General features: G+C 45.6%; 16 protein-coding genes. 11 read left to right on the top strand and 5 right to left on the bottom strand.

What is annotated here, in order from left to right; translation table 11 throughout:
- Positions 1–27 precede the first annotated feature (27 nt).
- The 3 genes from R8O70_RS13495 (at position 28) to R8O70_RS13485 (ending at position 2,701) form a co-directional block, all read left to right on the top strand.
- Positions 28–486: an NUDIX hydrolase gene (locus R8O70_RS13495; RefSeq protein WP_258475609.1), complete on the top strand. Its 459-nt coding sequence runs from the start codon at positions 28–30 to the stop codon at positions 484–486.
- 104 nt (positions 487–590) lie between these two features.
- Entirely contained in the window at positions 591–1,163 is a 573-nt protein-coding gene (locus tag R8O70_RS13490) for a GNAT family N-acetyltransferase (RefSeq protein WP_047101443.1), read from the top strand.
- A gap of 125 nt (positions 1,164–1,288) precedes the next feature.
- A complete protein-coding gene (locus tag R8O70_RS13485) occupies positions 1,289–2,701 on the top strand; it encodes a coniferyl aldehyde dehydrogenase (RefSeq protein WP_258624012.1) in 1,413 nt (470 codons plus the stop codon).
- A gap of 176 nt (positions 2,702–2,877) precedes the next feature.
- Here R8O70_RS13485 and R8O70_RS13480 read toward each other — a convergent pair whose 3' ends face one another.
- On the bottom strand, positions 2,878–3,357 hold the full coding sequence (locus tag R8O70_RS13480) for an aminoacyl-tRNA deacylase (RefSeq protein WP_005376501.1): 480 nt from the start codon (positions 3,355–3,357) through the stop codon (positions 2,878–2,880).
- A gap of 156 nt (positions 3,358–3,513) precedes the next feature.
- Between R8O70_RS13480 and R8O70_RS13475 the strand changes: the two genes are divergently transcribed.
- The 4 genes from R8O70_RS13475 (at position 3,514) to R8O70_RS13460 (ending at position 8,494) form a co-directional block, all read left to right on the top strand.
- On the top strand, positions 3,514–5,055 hold the full coding sequence (locus R8O70_RS13475; RefSeq protein ID WP_158159341.1) for a glutamate synthase-related protein: 1,542 nt from the start codon (positions 3,514–3,516) through the stop codon (positions 5,053–5,055).
- A gap of 186 nt (positions 5,056–5,241) precedes the next feature.
- On the top strand, positions 5,242–7,416 hold the full coding sequence (gene katG, locus R8O70_RS13470) for a catalase/peroxidase HPI (protein ID WP_158159342.1): 2,175 nt from the start codon (positions 5,242–5,244) through the stop codon (positions 7,414–7,416).
- A gap of 153 nt (positions 7,417–7,569) precedes the next feature.
- Positions 7,570–8,022 (top strand): antitoxin Xre/MbcA/ParS toxin-binding domain-containing protein, encoded by a 453-nt coding sequence (locus R8O70_RS13465; protein ID WP_017820987.1) that lies wholly within the window; start codon positions 7,570–7,572, stop codon positions 8,020–8,022.
- Between the two features lies 1 nt (position 8,023).
- Positions 8,024–8,494 carry an RES family NAD+ phosphorylase gene (locus R8O70_RS13460; protein ID WP_005376497.1) on the top strand — a complete coding sequence of 157 codons (471 nt, stop codon included), beginning with the start codon at positions 8,024–8,026 and terminating at the stop codon, positions 8,492–8,494.
- A 79-nt stretch (positions 8,495–8,573) separates the two neighbouring features.
- On the opposite strand, the gene R8O70_RS13455 is transcribed toward R8O70_RS13460, so the two are convergent.
- Entirely contained in the window at positions 8,574–10,424 is a 1,851-nt protein-coding gene (locus tag R8O70_RS13455) for an acyltransferase family protein (RefSeq protein ID WP_258624010.1), read from the bottom strand.
- A gap of 241 nt (positions 10,425–10,665) precedes the next feature.
- On the opposite strand from R8O70_RS13455, the gene R8O70_RS13450 reads away from it, so the two are divergent.
- Positions 10,666–10,941, top strand: coding sequence for a nitrogenase-stabilizing/protective protein NifW (locus R8O70_RS13450; RefSeq protein WP_158159344.1), 276 nt, complete (start codon positions 10,666–10,668; stop codon positions 10,939–10,941).
- Positions 10,942–11,058: 117 nt separating this feature from the next.
- On the opposite strand, the gene R8O70_RS13445 is transcribed toward R8O70_RS13450, so the two are convergent.
- Together R8O70_RS13445 and gloA are read right to left on the bottom strand one after the other, a co-directional pair.
- Positions 11,059–12,159, bottom strand: a complete 1,101-nt coding sequence (locus R8O70_RS13445; protein WP_104976130.1) for an alkene reductase — start codon at positions 12,157–12,159, stop codon at positions 11,059–11,061.
- An 11-nt stretch (positions 12,160–12,170) separates the two neighbouring features.
- Entirely contained in the window at positions 12,171–12,557 is a 387-nt protein-coding gene (gene gloA, locus R8O70_RS13440; protein ID WP_005376490.1) for a lactoylglutathione lyase, read from the bottom strand.
- Between the two features lie 211 nt (positions 12,558–12,768).
- Between gloA and R8O70_RS13435 the strand changes: the two genes are divergently transcribed.
- Together R8O70_RS13435 and R8O70_RS13430 are read left to right on the top strand one after the other, a co-directional pair.
- On the top strand, positions 12,769–13,197 hold the full coding sequence (locus R8O70_RS13435; RefSeq protein WP_017820983.1) for a PaaI family thioesterase: 429 nt from the start codon (positions 12,769–12,771) through the stop codon (positions 13,195–13,197).
- Between the two features lie 26 nt (positions 13,198–13,223).
- Complete coding sequence (locus R8O70_RS13430; RefSeq protein ID WP_005376487.1) at positions 13,224–13,613, top strand: MazG nucleotide pyrophosphohydrolase domain-containing protein; 390 nt, start codon at positions 13,224–13,226, stop codon at positions 13,611–13,613.
- A gap of 43 nt (positions 13,614–13,656) precedes the next feature.
- Here the strand turns inward: R8O70_RS13430 and R8O70_RS13425 are convergent, their stop codons facing one another.
- Complete coding sequence (locus tag R8O70_RS13425; RefSeq protein ID WP_258624008.1) at positions 13,657–14,532, bottom strand: universal stress protein; 876 nt, start codon at positions 14,530–14,532, stop codon at positions 13,657–13,659.
- 215 nt (positions 14,533–14,747) lie between these two features.
- Here R8O70_RS13425 and R8O70_RS13420 point away from each other — a divergent pair, with 215 nt between their 5' ends.
- Positions 14,748–16,091 (top strand): magnesium transporter, encoded by a 1,344-nt coding sequence (locus R8O70_RS13420; RefSeq protein ID WP_017635328.1) that lies wholly within the window; start codon positions 14,748–14,750, stop codon positions 16,089–16,091.
- Positions 16,092–16,195 lie beyond the last annotated feature (104 nt).

The following is a 16,195-nucleotide window of genomic DNA, read 5'->3' as shown; positions in this document are numbered from 1 at the left end:
TAAAAACTCGATATTTAAGGAGCTTACATGATCCCGATAAAAGCAACGCATGTTTCAGGCGTTGTCATTTCAAAAATTGATGGCATAGAAAAAATGCTGTTACTCAAACGCGTAAAAGGTGGCTATTGGTGCCATGTTGCAGGTGGTATCGAAGCGGGTGAAGCCGGGTGGCAAACCATTTTAAGAGAGTTAAAAGAAGAGACACTAATTGGCCAAGTTGAGTTACATACAGCAGACTTCCTAGAGCAGTTCTACGAAGCAAAAAATAACCGTATCATGGTTATCCCATGTTTTGTGCTATTTTGTCCGCCTAACCAATCAGTTGTTCTTAACGAAGAGCATACAGAGTATCGCTGGTGTACGCTTGAAGAAGCTAAGCAGCTGGCTCCGTTTGCCAATCAGCATCACCTATATGAACATGTATGGAAACATTATGTAGATGTGGCATCACTAACGCCATTTACGCTGATCGATCAAAAGGGCTAAATGAACGGCAACGGCTTTGATTAGTTTTTATAGAGAGGTTTGTTCTCATAAAATGAAGCGTTAGGATTTGCGCTGAGCGTTCACAATAAAAAGGAATAACATCTATGGATGAAGTCACATGCCAAGAGACGTATCAAGGAAATCACTTACAGAAGCGTTTTTCCGTCTCGCAAAGGGTCTCAATTGAGCCCCTCAACACGAAACACGCGTCCGCTTTACTAGAGGTTGTGAACACTCACCGAGAGAGCCTTGAGGGCTATCTACCTTGGACGGATTCTGTCACGAATCATAGAGAGGCCGTGAACTACATTTCCCAGCGAGTGAACAGTAACGCGCTGGATTCCCACTGGTGTGCAATTTATTTTGATGAGCAGCTTACGGGTGTTATTGGCATTAAAGGTGTGGATTCACATACGCGTGTTACTGAAATTGGCTACTGGCTTGCCAACAATGGGCGAGGCCATCGTGTGATTGATCAAGTGCTCGCAGTATTGATCCCTTTTTTGAAGCAGAAAGGGCACGCACAATTCATTCAGTTCCATTGTATGGAAGATAACATCGCTAGCATCAATATTGCTGAGCGTGCAGGCGCCACATTAAAAGAATACGTTGATCATGAGTTCGATATGCTTGACCGCTCTCAACGACTAGGCATTTATGAACTACGTTTGATGTAGTATCCACCCCAGAAATATTTTAATCAGAGTTCGAACTCTAACTTCACGAGCGCTACAATAGTAACATTGTTGCGCTCGTGTTAACTTGGGGCGTCATTGGCAGAAACTAGGCTAGGAGAAGCATCATGAACGCAATCACAGAGGTTGAAGTAGATAACTTGTTACAGCAAAGCCTCGAACGCTTAAAAGCGGCATATGCAGCCGAGCCTTATCCTAGTTTGGATGAACGTAAACAGCGCCTCGTTTTGTTAAAAAAATCGCTGCTTGAGAACAAACAAGCTTTGGTTGAAGCGTTAAGTGACGATTTTGGCTATCGCTCAGAATTTGATACCGCCATGACCGACGTTTTGCCAACGGTCTCGCATATTAATTATACCCTCAAACGACTAAAAAAATGGTGCAAACCCAGCAAGCGCGAATCCGGCTTATTGCTCGCACCTTCTAAAGTCACCGTTCAGTATCAACCGTTAGGTGTCGTCGGGATCATTTCACCGTGGAACTTTCCTGTGATTTTGAGCCTTGCGCCTTTAGTGACAGCATTGGCTGCTGGCAACCGCGTGATGATGAAGCTCAGCGAATTTACGCCAAAAACCAATAAAGTCATCGTCGATATTTGCCGTGGGTTGTCTGAGTATGTCGAAGTTTTTGAGGGTGAAGCAGACGTCGCACAAGCATTCTGCCAACTGCCATTCGATCACCTTTTGTTCACGGGTTCTACGAGTGTTGGTCGCGCAGTGGCAAAAGCGGCAGCGGAAAACCTTACCCCGGTGACGTTAGAGTTGGGTGGAAAGTCCCCGGTGATCATTGCAAAAGATGCAGACATGAAGAAAGCCGTTGATGCTGTCTTGTTTGGTAAATGCATTAATGCAGGCCAGATTTGTGTCGCGCCTGACTACGCGTTTGTACCGCAAGAACGTGTCGAAGAGTTCATTTCGCTATTCTTAAAACGTTTTGAAAAGCTCTATTTAAAATCCAACAAGAATCAAAAGCTGACCCATATTGTCAACCAACGACAATATGATCGTTTGACTGCGCTACTTGAGGATGCAAAAGCGCAAGGTGCTAACCTTCACACTGTTGAGGCGTCGCCCCAAGAGGAACGACTTCTGTATCCTCATTTGGTCACGGATGTGTCGCCGAATATGCGAATCATGCAAGAGGAGATCTTCGGGCCATTTCTACCTGTTAAGCCCTACAATGCCGTTGATGAAGCGATTGACTACATTAATCAGCACCAAAGACCACTTGCGCTGTATGTTATGTCGGACGACAAATCGACCATCAAACATATTGTACGCAACACCCACAGTGGTGGCGTCGGCGTTAATGATACGGTTTTACATGTTGGCGCTGAAGATGCGCCTTTTGGTGGCGTTGGTGAATCGGGTATTGGGCATTATCACGGAGAGGAAGGATTCAGAACTTTTAGTCATGCGAAAACCATTCTTTACACACCGAAATGGTTGCCAAGAACGAGCGTATTAATGCGCCGTAGGGCTATGGCGATAAAAGCGATCCAAAAGATCTTTGTTCGATAATAATTATGATTTGATTGATAAAAAAACCGCCCGAATAGGCGGTTTTTTGTTTCTATATGCTCTGAAACGCTGGGCAGCAAAGTTCGAGAAACTTCCTTCGCGTGCTACCAACACAACAAATAAAGGCTCTTGTTGAAAGAGCCTTGTTCAGGAAATGTCGAGAGATTTTGGCAAGTTTAATGCAGAACTTCACTGCTGAATCTTAGATATCTACAGTCGTTCATCAGTTCTTTAAACGCCTTTCTGTCCAGCTTAATCAGAGTTTCATGATCGCCAGCTTCAAGGTAGACATGTTCCAAGTTTGCCAGTCTTTCATCGCAAACTGTCGACATGTGGTAAGGGCTACCAATCGGTGGAATAGCGCCGTGTTCACAATCGGTGAAGAGTCGGTAAACCATACGCTCTTTCACCAAGTGGAAGGTGGCATTAAATTCGTCGTTTAATCGCGACAAACTGATTTTGTTGTTGGCAGGTAAGACCGCCATCATATGACGCCCTTCATGATCCTCTAGAATCACACCTTTTGCGATATTCATTAAAGGCACACCTGCTGCAACACCACTTTGTAGCGAGCTATGACTGTGGCTGTGATTCACGGTTTGAAAGTGAATGTTATGCTCAGTCAAATATTCATCTAATCGGGTTGCAATCGTCATATAGCCTCCACGTGTATGAGACCCATAAAAAGTATAGGTTAGTCGGGCGACAATCGCGCATTTTACTCGGCGACACTGACGCTCTTTACGCTCCTGTTCTACGCTTATTGCAAGCCAGCGAGAAAGCATGGTTAACAATAATAAATAGGGGGCAACATGAGCAAGCCAATCATCGCTGATAACAAGCCGATCAAAGTAGAGTTGAAAGCTGGGCAAGAATATTACTTCTGCCGATGTGGGCGTTCTAAAAAACAACCTTACTGCGATGGGTCTCATTCGGGAACCGGCTTAAAGCCAATGAGCTTTAGTGCGGAAAAAGACGAAGATGCCTATCTCTGCCAATGTAAGCATACCGCCAATGCTCCTTTTTGTGATGGTACACACAAGCGATTTACCGCAGAGCAAGTCGGTAAAGAGGGACCGGAACAAAAGCGAGAGAAAAGAGACAAACCAACGGCGTCTGCTACTCAAGAAGAACCAACCCTCGAGTTTATCCACCAATTAGCGAGAGAAGGACTCTCTAAACTCGGTCATCATGGTCCGATGGCTGCAATGGGGGTTCCTAGGCATTTGCTACCACATTGGGATGCTATACAAATTATGGTGGCGCAAATGGCGACACAACCGTTGTTGGAAGACGTTCCTGTGTCTACCGAGTTGATTGTGGGACCAAACGCGCGTAAGCCGCTCAGACTCGCCATTCCTTTGTTGGTGTCGGACATGAGTTTTGGCGCACTTTCTGAAGAGGCGAAAATTGCACTAGCAAAAGGTGCAGAGTTGGCAGGGACTGGGATTTGCTCTGGTGAGGGTGGCATGTTACCGGAAGAACAAGCCGCTAATTCACGGTATTTCTATGAGCTTGCTAGTGCTCAATTTGGCTACGACGAATCTAAGCTTCTTAATGTTCAGGCGTTTCACTTTAAAGGTGGGCAAGGAGCAAAAACGGGCACGGGTGGTCATCTGCCTGCAAATAAAAATGTAGGTAAGATCGCTCAGGTGAGAGGCATCCCCGAGGGACAACCAGCGATATCACCACCAACGTTCAAAGATCTTCACACTACTCACGATTTCAGAAAGTTTGCTGACAGAGTTCGTGGCATCACAGGCGGTATTCCAATTGGATTTAAACTCAGTGCCAACCATATTGAGCAAGACATTCAGTTTGCGCTTGATGCTGGGGCTGATTACATCATCTTAGATGGTCGCGGTGGTGGCACGGGTGCGGCGCCAACTATGTTCCGTGACCATATTAGTGTGCCCACCATTCCTGCATTAGCTCGTGCACGTAAGTACTTAGATGAAAAAGGTGCAAGTGACCGCGTCACATTAATCATCACCGGTGGGTTGCGAGTTCCTACGGATTTTGTCAAAGCGTTGGCACTTGGAGCAGACGGAGTAGCGATAGCAAACAGTGCGATGCAATCGATCGGTTGTGTCGCGGCTCGCATCTGCAACACCAATAATTGCCCGGCAGGCATTGCGACACAAAATGCCGATTTGAGGCAGCGTCTCGACGTTGAAAAGTCATCCCAGCAACTGAAAAATTTCTTCGAATCCTCGGTCGAGCTCATGAAAGTCATGGCGAGGGCTTGTGGTCATCACGCTCTGAGTGAATTTAGTCATCATGATTTAGCGACCTGGGATCACAACATGGCGAGGCTGTCTGGGATTAAGTATTCAGGTATGGACTTAAACTGATCTCTATCCATATTTTCTGCATATAGGTACATGTTTGATAACAATTATTTATTCGCTGAAATGTTTGAAATTTTGACTTGGCGTTAACTAAAAAAACAGTGTATGAACTACGCTGTTTGAGGTGGATATTCGATTTATTGAATAACAAAGAGTGGTTACCACAACCACGACACGAAGGAGCATTATATGAGCAAAGCAAACGGCGGTTCGGTAGGTAAATGTCCAGTTATGCATGGTGGGCAAACATCTACAGATAAGTCGGTGATGGATTGGTGGCCGAATGCCTTGAACTTAGACATCCTGCATCAACACGACTCCAAAACCAACCCATTTGGTCAGGACTTTAATTACAAAGAAGAACTGAAAAAGCTAGATGTCGAAGCACTTAAAAAAGATTTAAAAGATTTAATGACTGATAGCCAAGACTGGTGGCCTGCCGACTGGGGACACTACGGTGGTTTAATGATCCGAATGGCATGGCATGCAGCGGGCAGTTATCGTATTGCGGATGGCCGTGGCGGTGCTGCTACAGGCAACCAACGCTTTGCTCCTCTCAACTCTTGGCCAGATAACGCTAACCTCGATAAGGCTCGACGCCTTTTATGGCCAATCAAGAAAAAATATGGCAACAAACTAAGTTGGGCAGACCTGATTGTCCTTGCCGGTAACATGGCGTACGAATCCATGGGCTTTAAGACCTTTGGCTTTGCGTTTGGACGAGAGGACATCTGGCACCCAGAAAAAGACACTTACTGGGGGTCTGAGCAAGAATGGTTAGCCACAAGTGACGCTGATAACAGCCGCTACTCTGGTGAGCGAGATTTAGAAAACCCGCTTGCTGCGGTAATGATGGGTCTTATCTATGTGAACCCTGAAGGGGTAGACGGTAACCCAGATCCTCTCAAAACAGCACATGACATGCGAGTGACCTTTGCGCGAATGGCAATGAACGATGAAGAAACCGTCGCGCTCACAGCTGGTGGTCACACGGTGGGTAAGTGTCATGGTAATGGTGATGCCGCAAACCTTGGCCCAGAGCCCGAAGCAGCAGACGTTCATGAGCAAGGTCTTGGCTGGATTAATCACAAAACACGTGGCATTGGCCGTGACGCGGTAACGAGTGGTATTGAAGGTGCTTGGACAACACACCCTACACAATGGGATTACGGATACTTCCACCTACTATTTAAGTATGACTGGGAACTGAAAAAGAGCCCAGCCGGCGCGTGGCAATGGGAGCCCATCGACATTGAAGAACAAGACAAGCCTGTCGATGTTGAAGACGGTTCTAAGCGCTACAATCCAATCATGACCGACGCCGATATGGCGCTCAAAATGGACCCTGAATATCGTAAGATTGCAGAAAAGTTCCAAAATGACCCTGCGTACTTTGATGACGTTTTTGCTCGTGCCTGGTTTAAGTTGACACACCGCGATCTAGGACCAAAATCATGTTATTTCGGCCCTGATGTGCCAAGCGAAGATCTTATTTGGCAAGACCCAACGCCCGCAGGTAAGACAGACTACGATGTTGATTTAGTAAAAACAAAAATCGAAGCAAGTGGCCTATCCATTAGTGAGTTAGTAAGTACGGCGTGGGATAGTGCGCGTACTTACCGTGGCTCTGACCGCCGAGGCGGTGCAAATGGCGCGAGAATTCGCTTGGCTCCGCAAAAAGATTGGCAAGGGAACGAACCTGAACGTCTAAGACGTGTTCTTGCGGTGTTAGAAAAAATAGCAGCAGAAGAGGGCTGTAGTGTTGCAGATGCTATCGTGCTTGCTGGTAACGTAGGTATTGAACTGGCTGCGCGTGCCGCAGGTCATGATGTTTCCGTACCATTCGCGCCAGGCCGAGGTGATGCTACCCAAGAGATGACGGATGTGGAATCGTTCGAAGTACTTGAGCCTGTTGCTGACGGTTTCCGAAATTGGTTGAAGAAAGACTACGCGGTTAAGCCAGAAGAGCTTTTATTAGATCGTGCTCAGCTTATGGGGCTAACGGCGCCAGAAATGACGGTACTTATCGGTGGTATGCGCGTTCTAGGCAGTAACTACGGCGGTGGAAAAGAGGGCGTATTTACTGACCGAGTAGGCACTTTGTCGAATGATTTCTTCGTGAACCTTACTGACATGGCATATACGTGGAAACCAGTGAGTGCTAATCAATATGAAATCCGTGATCGTAAAACCGACGCTGTGAAGTGGACGGCTACTCGAGTGGATCTTGTCTTTGGTTCAAACTCGATCCTGCGTTCGTATGCGGAAGTGTATGCGCAAGATGATAATCAGGAAAAATTCATCCATGACTTCATCGCCGCATGGACGAAAGTCATGAACGCGGATCGTTTTGACTTGCAATAAGTGAAACGATGCCCGTCGGTAAATGGGTTGATGAATAAGTAAGAGAGGCGGGCGAAAAGCTCGCCTTTTTCTTTACCTATCTTTTTACTTTGATTGAAAGTTAAGCTCATTTGAACCATAATAACTGGACCATATGAACCATAGGAGCTTGATATGGCAACTGCAGCATTAAAAAGCTTCAAACCGAAACAACCTCATAAAGCCAATTTCTGGTTTATGTTGGGTATTGAAGACGCTGAAACAGGTCGCACTGATGCGGTTCACAAAGGCTTTGAGCCAAAGGTGTATCGCAATATTGTTGAGCGTGTGAAGCTTTCTCAGAGTGAGTTTCAAAACGTCACATTGATACCTGTTAGCACGATCAAGCGTCGTCTAAAAAACGATGAGCGCTTCAATACGCAAGAAAGTGATGCAATCTATCGATTAGCGATGTTATTGAAACTCGCGACAGAACTGTTTGACGACGAAGAGCGCGCGTTAAAATGGATGAGAGAGAATGTGTACGGCTTAGGTGGAAAACGTCCACTTGATATGGTCTCGACCACGGTGGATTTTGAAATCGTAAAAGATTTGATCGGCCGTTTAGAGCACGGGGTATTCTCGTAATATGAAGCTCTATCGTCTCACACAAAAGAAATTTGCTGACACGCCATTCAGCCCCGTTGGCGCAAAGTTGTTTGGAGGGCGATGGAACTCAAAAGGAACCGAAGCCCTCTACTTCTCTGAATCGGAATCCCTTTGCTCGTTGGAAGTATTTGTTCACGTAAACAACGATCCTGCTATCACCAAACTTTACGATTTATATCGTATTGAAATGCCAGAATACCTCATCGCCACCTTAGATGAAGAAGATCTCCCTGTGACGTGGCGGGCAATACCGGCGAGCGAGTCTACGCAGTACATTGGTGATCAGTTTCTCAATGATCCTCATCCAGAGTTTGCCGCGCTGCAAGTGCCTTCAACGATTTCACCTCGTGATAAAAACTACGTGGTGAATCCAAATCATCCCAAAATGAAAGAGATCATCAAGAAAGCCGAAAAGCTCGATTTCGCGTTTGATCCGCGCATTTTCAAATAGACGCCTAGCTTTGTCTTGCTTTAAAGCATTCAGCGCTTACCTGAGATAAGCGCTGAAGCATAAAAGTTTATTTCCTTGGTTATTGTCGGTCGTAAGTGAACTGTTGCGCTTCATTTGTAGTGTTGAGGTAATGCCCAAGCACCAACTCAGCGCCTTTGTAAGATAAATGGCTGTCATCCGTATACATCGCATTGTTTGCTCCAACTCTCATTCGACATACGCCATTTCTGCAAATGGCATCGGTCAAGTCGACAAACTCAACGTGCTCAAATTGCTCAAAGTAGTTCACTAACTTCGCCACGTTTTGAGGGTGATGTTGTTTGGGAGAAAAGTCGCAGGCAGACTCTTCTGTCTCGCCAAACAAACGCGCTTTCCAAAGGCATTCTCCTACCGCAAACGGTGCAGAAGGGGTTGGACCGAAAACGACCACTTCCTTTCCTTTCAGTTCATTCAATAATTTGGTTAATGATGCTTCATAATCGGCTTGTGAAAGCTCTTTATTGAAATTAGAAGAGATAACAACGCGACGAATGGAAGGGGTACTTAGAATGGTATCGACAGCCTCATTGAAGAACTGTCGGCAAGAAATTGAGCCAGCAGCTTCTAGGATGTCGACATAACCGACCGCACAGGAATCTTGAGTAAGTTGCACCACGCCAGTTGGTGTTACTTCAGATAGACGCTTCACGTAAACCATGCTGTGACTATTGCCTAACACAGCGATGGCGGGCTGCGGCGCAGACGAGCACACATCGTTAACGTTGGTGTTGCCGTTGCAATCTAAACCATAACCGTTGTTAACGCGCATGGCCTCGAAAAATGCGCTTCTTTCTGGAAAACCACCGTTTTGATGACCGATAACGCCGAGTGTTAGCAAGGGCAACGTCAACAACACAATAACCGCGGACACAGTGCGCATGCTCATGGCTTTTCGGCTACGGAACGGCTTTTCAATAAAGCGCCAAGTGAAGTAAGACAGTACAAAAAGAGCGATCACGTAAAGCGGGATATTGATGTCTTGTGTTGTGTCCAACACGTAGCGGTAAAAGACAAATAATGGAATGTGCCACAAGTATAAGCTGTAGCTGATTAAGCCGACGAACACGACCCACTTTAGGCTCAGTAATCTACCGCAGACATTGCCTTTAGAGGCAAACAAAATCACCAACGCGCTACCGATGACCGGCACCAGCAGCGTAATGCCCGCGCCATCTTGCGATTTTTCAAATAAAAGCGCGGAAGCCAATATCAAAACGATGCCAATGGTTGCTAGAGTATCGTTAGATTGAACTTGGACTTTTCTCATCACTAATGCGAGTAATGAACCGGTTGCCAGCTCCCAAGCGCGAGAGAAGATCATGTAAAAAGCGAAATCAGGATCGTTGCTCGCGTAGACAATAGTCATCAAACTCAGCGCAAATACCGCGATGAAAAAAGTCAGGTAAAACGCGTTTTTGCCACGAGCGAGTAGCATGAGTAGCAAAGGAATGACAATGTAGTATTGTTCTTCAACGCCCAAGCTCCAAGTGTGAAACAGCGGGTTGGCTTGATCTTCTAAACCGAAGTAATTGTGGCCTTTCAAATACAGAAGAATGTTGGATGAAGAGAGAATGGAAGACACTGCAAATTGACCAACGTCTTTGTGTGCTTGCGGCAAAAATAGCCACCAAGACATCAAATAGCTGACGGCGATCACCACCAGTAAGAGGGGGAGTATGCGACGAATGCGTCGCTCATAAAAATCACCAAGGCTGAACTTCTGGTTTTCTAAGTCGTTAATCACGATGGTGGTGATCAAATAGCCGCTGATCACAAAAAACACGTCGACGCCAATAAAGCCACCAGCGAATTGCTCAACTCCTGCATGAAACAAAATCACCAACGTGACAGCAATCGCCCTTAATCCGTCTACTTCTGCTCTGTAAGTCATATCGTGTTGCTCCAACATTCCGTTTAATGAAGTAGAGCAAAATATGAACCAGAAATAATGTTTATTTAAATCAGTGTCTTAAAGTGGTTGTCAAAATGAAAATGCTAGGTGGGTTAACGAATTCCCAAATTGAATTTCAATATGGAAAACCCATAAAGAATGATCTTAAGAAGCGCTAAATCAAAGAACGTAAAGCGCGAGGCACTTAGACTTCATTGAAAATGATTACGCTAAAGAAACGATGACAAAGAATACGATTCAGGAAAAAATTGCCAGCTTTACTTGTATCGAAGAGGCTTTGAATTACTTCGACATCGAGTTTGATAGCCGATTTATCGAAAACAATCGAACCGAGTTGGTTAAGAGGTTTCACGGCTACTCAATCCTCACTAAACCGGATGATTGGTTTTCAGGTCGTCGTGCTTTAAAGAATGCTTACTGTAAAGTACAACGCAGTTTGCTCAGTAAAAAGACGCGCTCTGCGTGTCGAGGTTGTACATCTTGTCAAAGACGTTAATTCTGATGGCTTGCCTAAAAAGAACCCTGCATCTTGGCGTTACAGGGGGAAGAGCAAGGTTCTTTTGGTTTCGCTATTGGTTTGTCGCGAGTTGCGAATCAGCTTTACGTAGATGAATTAACCCGCGTGGTACGCAGGGTAGTCCACTAAGCCTTTTTCACCGCCGCCGAACAATGTGGCAGGGTCATGTTCTGCCAGTGGATAGCCATGCTTGATGCGGCTTGGTAAGTCGGGGTTTGCAACAAACGGACGGCCAAAGCCAATCATGTCAGCTAAACCACTTTCGATCGCGTGTTGCGCCTTTTCATCGTTGTAACGACCGGCATAAATCAGTGTACCTTTGTACGCCTCACGAACTGCGGTTTTAAAGTTGTGCGGAGTGTCTGGCGCGTCGTCCCAATCCACTTCTGCAATGTGAATGTAAACCACATTGAGTTTATCAAGCAGCGCTGCAGCGGCGGTGTAGGTTTCGACTGGCGTACTATCAACGGTGCCATTTAACGAAGTGAATGGCGCAAGACGAACACCAACACGCTCAGCGCCAATGGCTTGCGTCATCGCTTCTATCACTTCACCAAGAAAACGCAGACGGTTTCCAATAGAGCCACCGTATTCATCGGTGCGGTTATTCGCTTCAGAATCGATAAACTGGTTAACCAAGTAGCCATTCGCTGCATGAAGCTCGATACCATCGAATCCGGCTTCTATCGCGTTTAGTGCGGCTTGGCGGTACTCTTCAATAACGTTCTTGATGTCTTGTTTGGTCATTTCACGTGGCTCAACCACGTCGACAAAGCCCGGTTCGTCTGTGCCGTTATCGACAAATACTTTCACGTTTTCTGCTTTTAGCGCAGAAGAAGAAATAGGTTGCTCACCGCCAATGTTATCAGGGTGAGTCACACGACCAACGTGCCACAATTGCGCGAAGATAGTGCCGCCTTTCTCGTGCACTGCATCAGTTACTTTTTTCCAGCCAGCAATTTGCTCTGGGCTGTAAATGCCTGGTGTCCATGCATAGCCTTGACCCATTGGCGAAATTTGTGTGCCTTCAGCAACGATTAGGCCCGCTTCAGCACGTTGAGCATAGTAGGTCGCCATCATGTCGTTAGCGATATTACCTGGTTGAGAAGCACGAGAACGCGTCATCGGAGGCATAACGATACGGTTTTTTAATGAGAGAGAGCCAAGTTGAATGGGTTGAAATAATGCATCTGTCATAGGAAACCTCGTTATTTTTGAGTTTGGATGAGTTCGATTTGGTAACCATCGGGATCTTTAATGAACGCGATGTGAGTTTCTCCGCCTTTCATTGGACCTGGCTCGCGAGTAACGTTGCCACCAAGCGCTTTAATTTTTTCGCAAGCGGCGTAAATATCTTCAGACCCCAGTGCCATGTGTCCGAATGCGTTACCCAAGTCGTAACTGTCGGTATCCCAGTTATAAGTTAGCTCGATGGTCGCGCCATCTGGTTGATCAGGGTTACCAACAAACACCAGTGAGTAACGGTATTCTTGGTTTTCAAAACGATCCAAAACACTCATTCCCAGAACTTTTGTATAAAATTCGATAGATTTGTCTAGGTCAGCTACACGGATCATCGTGTGGAGAAACTTCATAAGTCGCCTTTTCATAACGTTGCGTAATCACTATGCAAACCATATCGCCACTCTAAATAAACTGGAAATTATCGTTAATTATTAAAATGATTATTTAGTGTTATGAAAAGCGAGGTTGCTGGCCCTGCAACATGCAAACAAAGATTACTCGCCGTTTCTTTTTAATTGTTGGCATATGCTAATTACTCTTTTGAGAAACCGAGTAACTATCATGTCCACAAACAGCTACTGTCATTACACTCACGAATCTCATCATCAATGTGCGGTTTGTTCTTCAATTAATGTGAATCCGAACTCTTTGGCCGTGAACTACCAATACCTAGCCGATGGTTCTGTTGTCGGAGAGTTTCACGTTTTACCGCGTCATCAAGGTTACACAGACCTGTTACATGGTGGTATTGCCAGTTCGCTTCTCGATGGTGCAATGACGCATTGTTTGTTATCTAGAGACATTCAAGCCCTTACGGCGCAGTTGGATGTGCGCTACCATGCACCTATTCAGTTAGATGATCGAGTCACGATTACTGCACACTGTGAAGGTGAACGACGCGGTATATATCAACTGGTGGCTCAATTACGGGTCAATAGCGAAGTTAGAGTGACGGCTAAAGGGAAGTTTATTCGTCCTAAAAAGGCATAAATAAAAACGTGTTCTACGGAGAGGCAATGAAGAAATTTGATGAGCTGTATGCAATTGCGACGAGAAAATCTCAATATGACCAAACCAATACTTGGTTTAAAGGCGTAGAGACTTATCTGGAGGCCATTGGCAAAGAAGTTGATGAAGTCCGCGAAGAGATTCGTGAGGATCGCCTTTGTCATTTGGAAGACGAGTTAGGCGATGTGTTGTGGAACTATCTTAACGTATTAAAAGCGCTGGAAAGAGAAAAGGGTATAGATCCTGAGAAAGTACTCGAAAGAGCCTGCAACAAATACGATCAGCGTGTATCTGCGATTGAGTCGGGACGCAGTTGGGATGAGATAAAACAGCAGCAGAAACAAGCCTTGAACGCAGAGCATGAAGCCGCGCAGTTAGAAGATGTAAAGAGCCAATAACTGCGCTTGGTATTGAAAGGGTTGGTTAATAGGGAATACCTAGTCAGCCCTTGGAACTGTTGACCAACAGTAGGTCACAAGGTGGTTGATCAAGTAACGTGTCTACAGTGCTGCCAGACCAAAATTGAGATGACATGCTTCGTTTACATGCTCCCATAATCAAAATCGACGCTTGTGATTGCTTAACTGCTTTTGGTAACGCCGTTTCAGGGTTTCCTTCCGGTAATAGTAATGGAACTCGCGTTAACTTTTGCGCACTAATAAAATCTGTAATGCCTGCTTTTTGATTGCTTAATATCTCTGCACGATAGCGAGAGAGGTATGGTGCGACGTATCGGCAGTAAACGAGCGTCATTTTCCCGCTTAAGGTTTGTTCTAATTTTGAGCCTCGCGAGACGATGGCTTTATCTACTATCGACTTTTCATCCCCTCGATGAAGTGGGTCGATTGCACAAAGCATGTTGGCGTGAGAAGGCCATGACCGCTCACTCAGTAGCAACAAGTCGCAATCTTGTTGTGCTAGTTCTGTGAGCATCGTTTGAATCTCGTGTTTGTTAAAGTGTCCCACGAGCAGTAAGTCAGTGTGGTCAACAAGTCGTTTCGCAACTTGCTCAACCCAATGGCTCCCTTTGAAATGCTCGTAAGAGAGCGTTGGTGTTTCAAGCTCTTCTTCTTCACAAAGTTCGACAATTAATGCGTTGAACTTTAAGGTCCAAGCTTCAAACTCAGCTTGTCTTTTTTCTATATGGTCAGAGTTGAAACTGAGAAAATGAGCGAATGCGTGATCTTCACTTCGGCGATGGTCTTCCACTAAAACTACAATAGGCTGAGCCAGCGCTGTCGAAAATTGAATCACTTTACGAAGCACCTTACGACTTGGTAAGGCGGCCTGCTGAGTCAGAAAAAATACAGGTGCCATTGATTACTCCATTATCAAACAAGGCGAATGAGCCTGACACACATTCAAGTCTATACCATGAACTGATGCAGAGGCGTTTTGTTTCTGCGAGCGAAATATAAATTCCGCAATTAAGTCAACTATCGCCTAGAATTTTAACATCAAGAATTCATGCCTTCGGATAGCACATATCGTCAATGCGGCGAATGTGGTAGTGAAAGCTATAGGTAAAAGTAATGATAGATTCCAACCAATTGCAAATTAACCGCAAAGTGCCACATTTGCTTGCTGAGATCATTAAAGCGATAGAATCGACCGAAGACTTGAGCTTTTTGAAAGACTATCAAGAAGCACAGATTGCGAACATTTTGGAATCGGTCAACATTGCTTACCGTAAGCGTGTCATAGAAGCAGTGCCGCCTGAGAAGTATTGGACGGTATTAAATTTGCTCCGATACGACACCGCCAAGCACATTCATCAATCACTCAATAAAGACTTACAACATGAACGCTTGGCGTACATAACGGATTCAGAACTGATCATCTTTGCGGACTTTCTACCGACCGAATTTGTAGATGAATACCTTATTGATCAAAGTGAAGAGTCTGTCGCGCATATCCAACAAGCATTGTCGTATGAAGACAACAAAGTTGGACGTTATGCCGAGCCTCACTTTCTGGTCGCAAACCCTAAAAACAGCGTAGGAGGCATCAAAACCGAGCTGCTAAAACGCGGGCAAAGTCCAGTGCGGTTGATTATTGTGCGTGATGCAAGTGGTGTGATTGGTACGATAGAGCCGCAAACCCTGTTGCTGCACGAGAATCATATCAAACTTACCGACTTGACCGTAGTTACGCCAATTCTAGAAGATATTCAAACGATTCAAAGCGTCAGCAAACAAGTCTCGATTGATGGTGGAGCACATTGGTTTCCTATCATGGCTGGTGGCAAAATTATGGGCGTCTTGTCGATGGCGACCATCGCGATTACCTTGCGTGAACTCAGCCTACAAGCTGTAGTGGCAGAAAACGTACGAAGCGAAGAAGATTTGTTTACACCATTAAGCGTGGCGACAAGGCTAAGAGCACTTTGGTTGGTGATTAACTTGCTGACCGCTTTCGTAGCCTCCGCCATCATTGGGCTTTTTGATAATGTGGTCGAGCAAGTCGTTGCGCTTGCGATCTTAATGCCTGTCGTGGCGAGCATGGGCGGCATCGCGGGTAGCCAAACCTTAGCGGTGGCCATTCGAGGTATCGCACTAAACCACTTGCACCAAAGTAACTTGAAGCTATTGGTGAATAAGGAATTAAAAATCGCCACCATTAATGGTTTAATTATGGGATTGGTGATCGCGGGTGTCGTTTACATGGTGTTTGACTCTTTGCCATTGGCGCTTATTATTTGCTGTGCCATTTTCCTCAATAGTTTGGCGGCCGCGGCATCGGGTACGTTGATACCATTCACGTTGAAGAAGTTTAACATTGACCCCGCCGTGGCTGGCTCGGTAGTATTGACGACCGTTACCGATGTCGTCGGTTTCTTTGCGTTCTTAGGCTTAGGTGCCATTTTCTTGATATAGATATCCAATTGACGCGTTAACCAGCAGAACCAATCGCACCATTTCCCAACCCAGTATTTTGGGCGAGCTTGCTTCGCTCAGCATTCCTCCGTTTTCCATAACCG

Origin of the sequence: Vibrio sp. 779(2023) (genome assembly GCF_033344285.1) — a bacterium.
Taxonomy (GTDB): Bacteria; Pseudomonadota; Gammaproteobacteria; order Enterobacterales; family Vibrionaceae; genus Vibrio; species Vibrio alginolyticus.
Note: the sequence above shows the minus strand (reverse complement) of the source record. Positions and strands in the feature narration are given on the sequence as shown.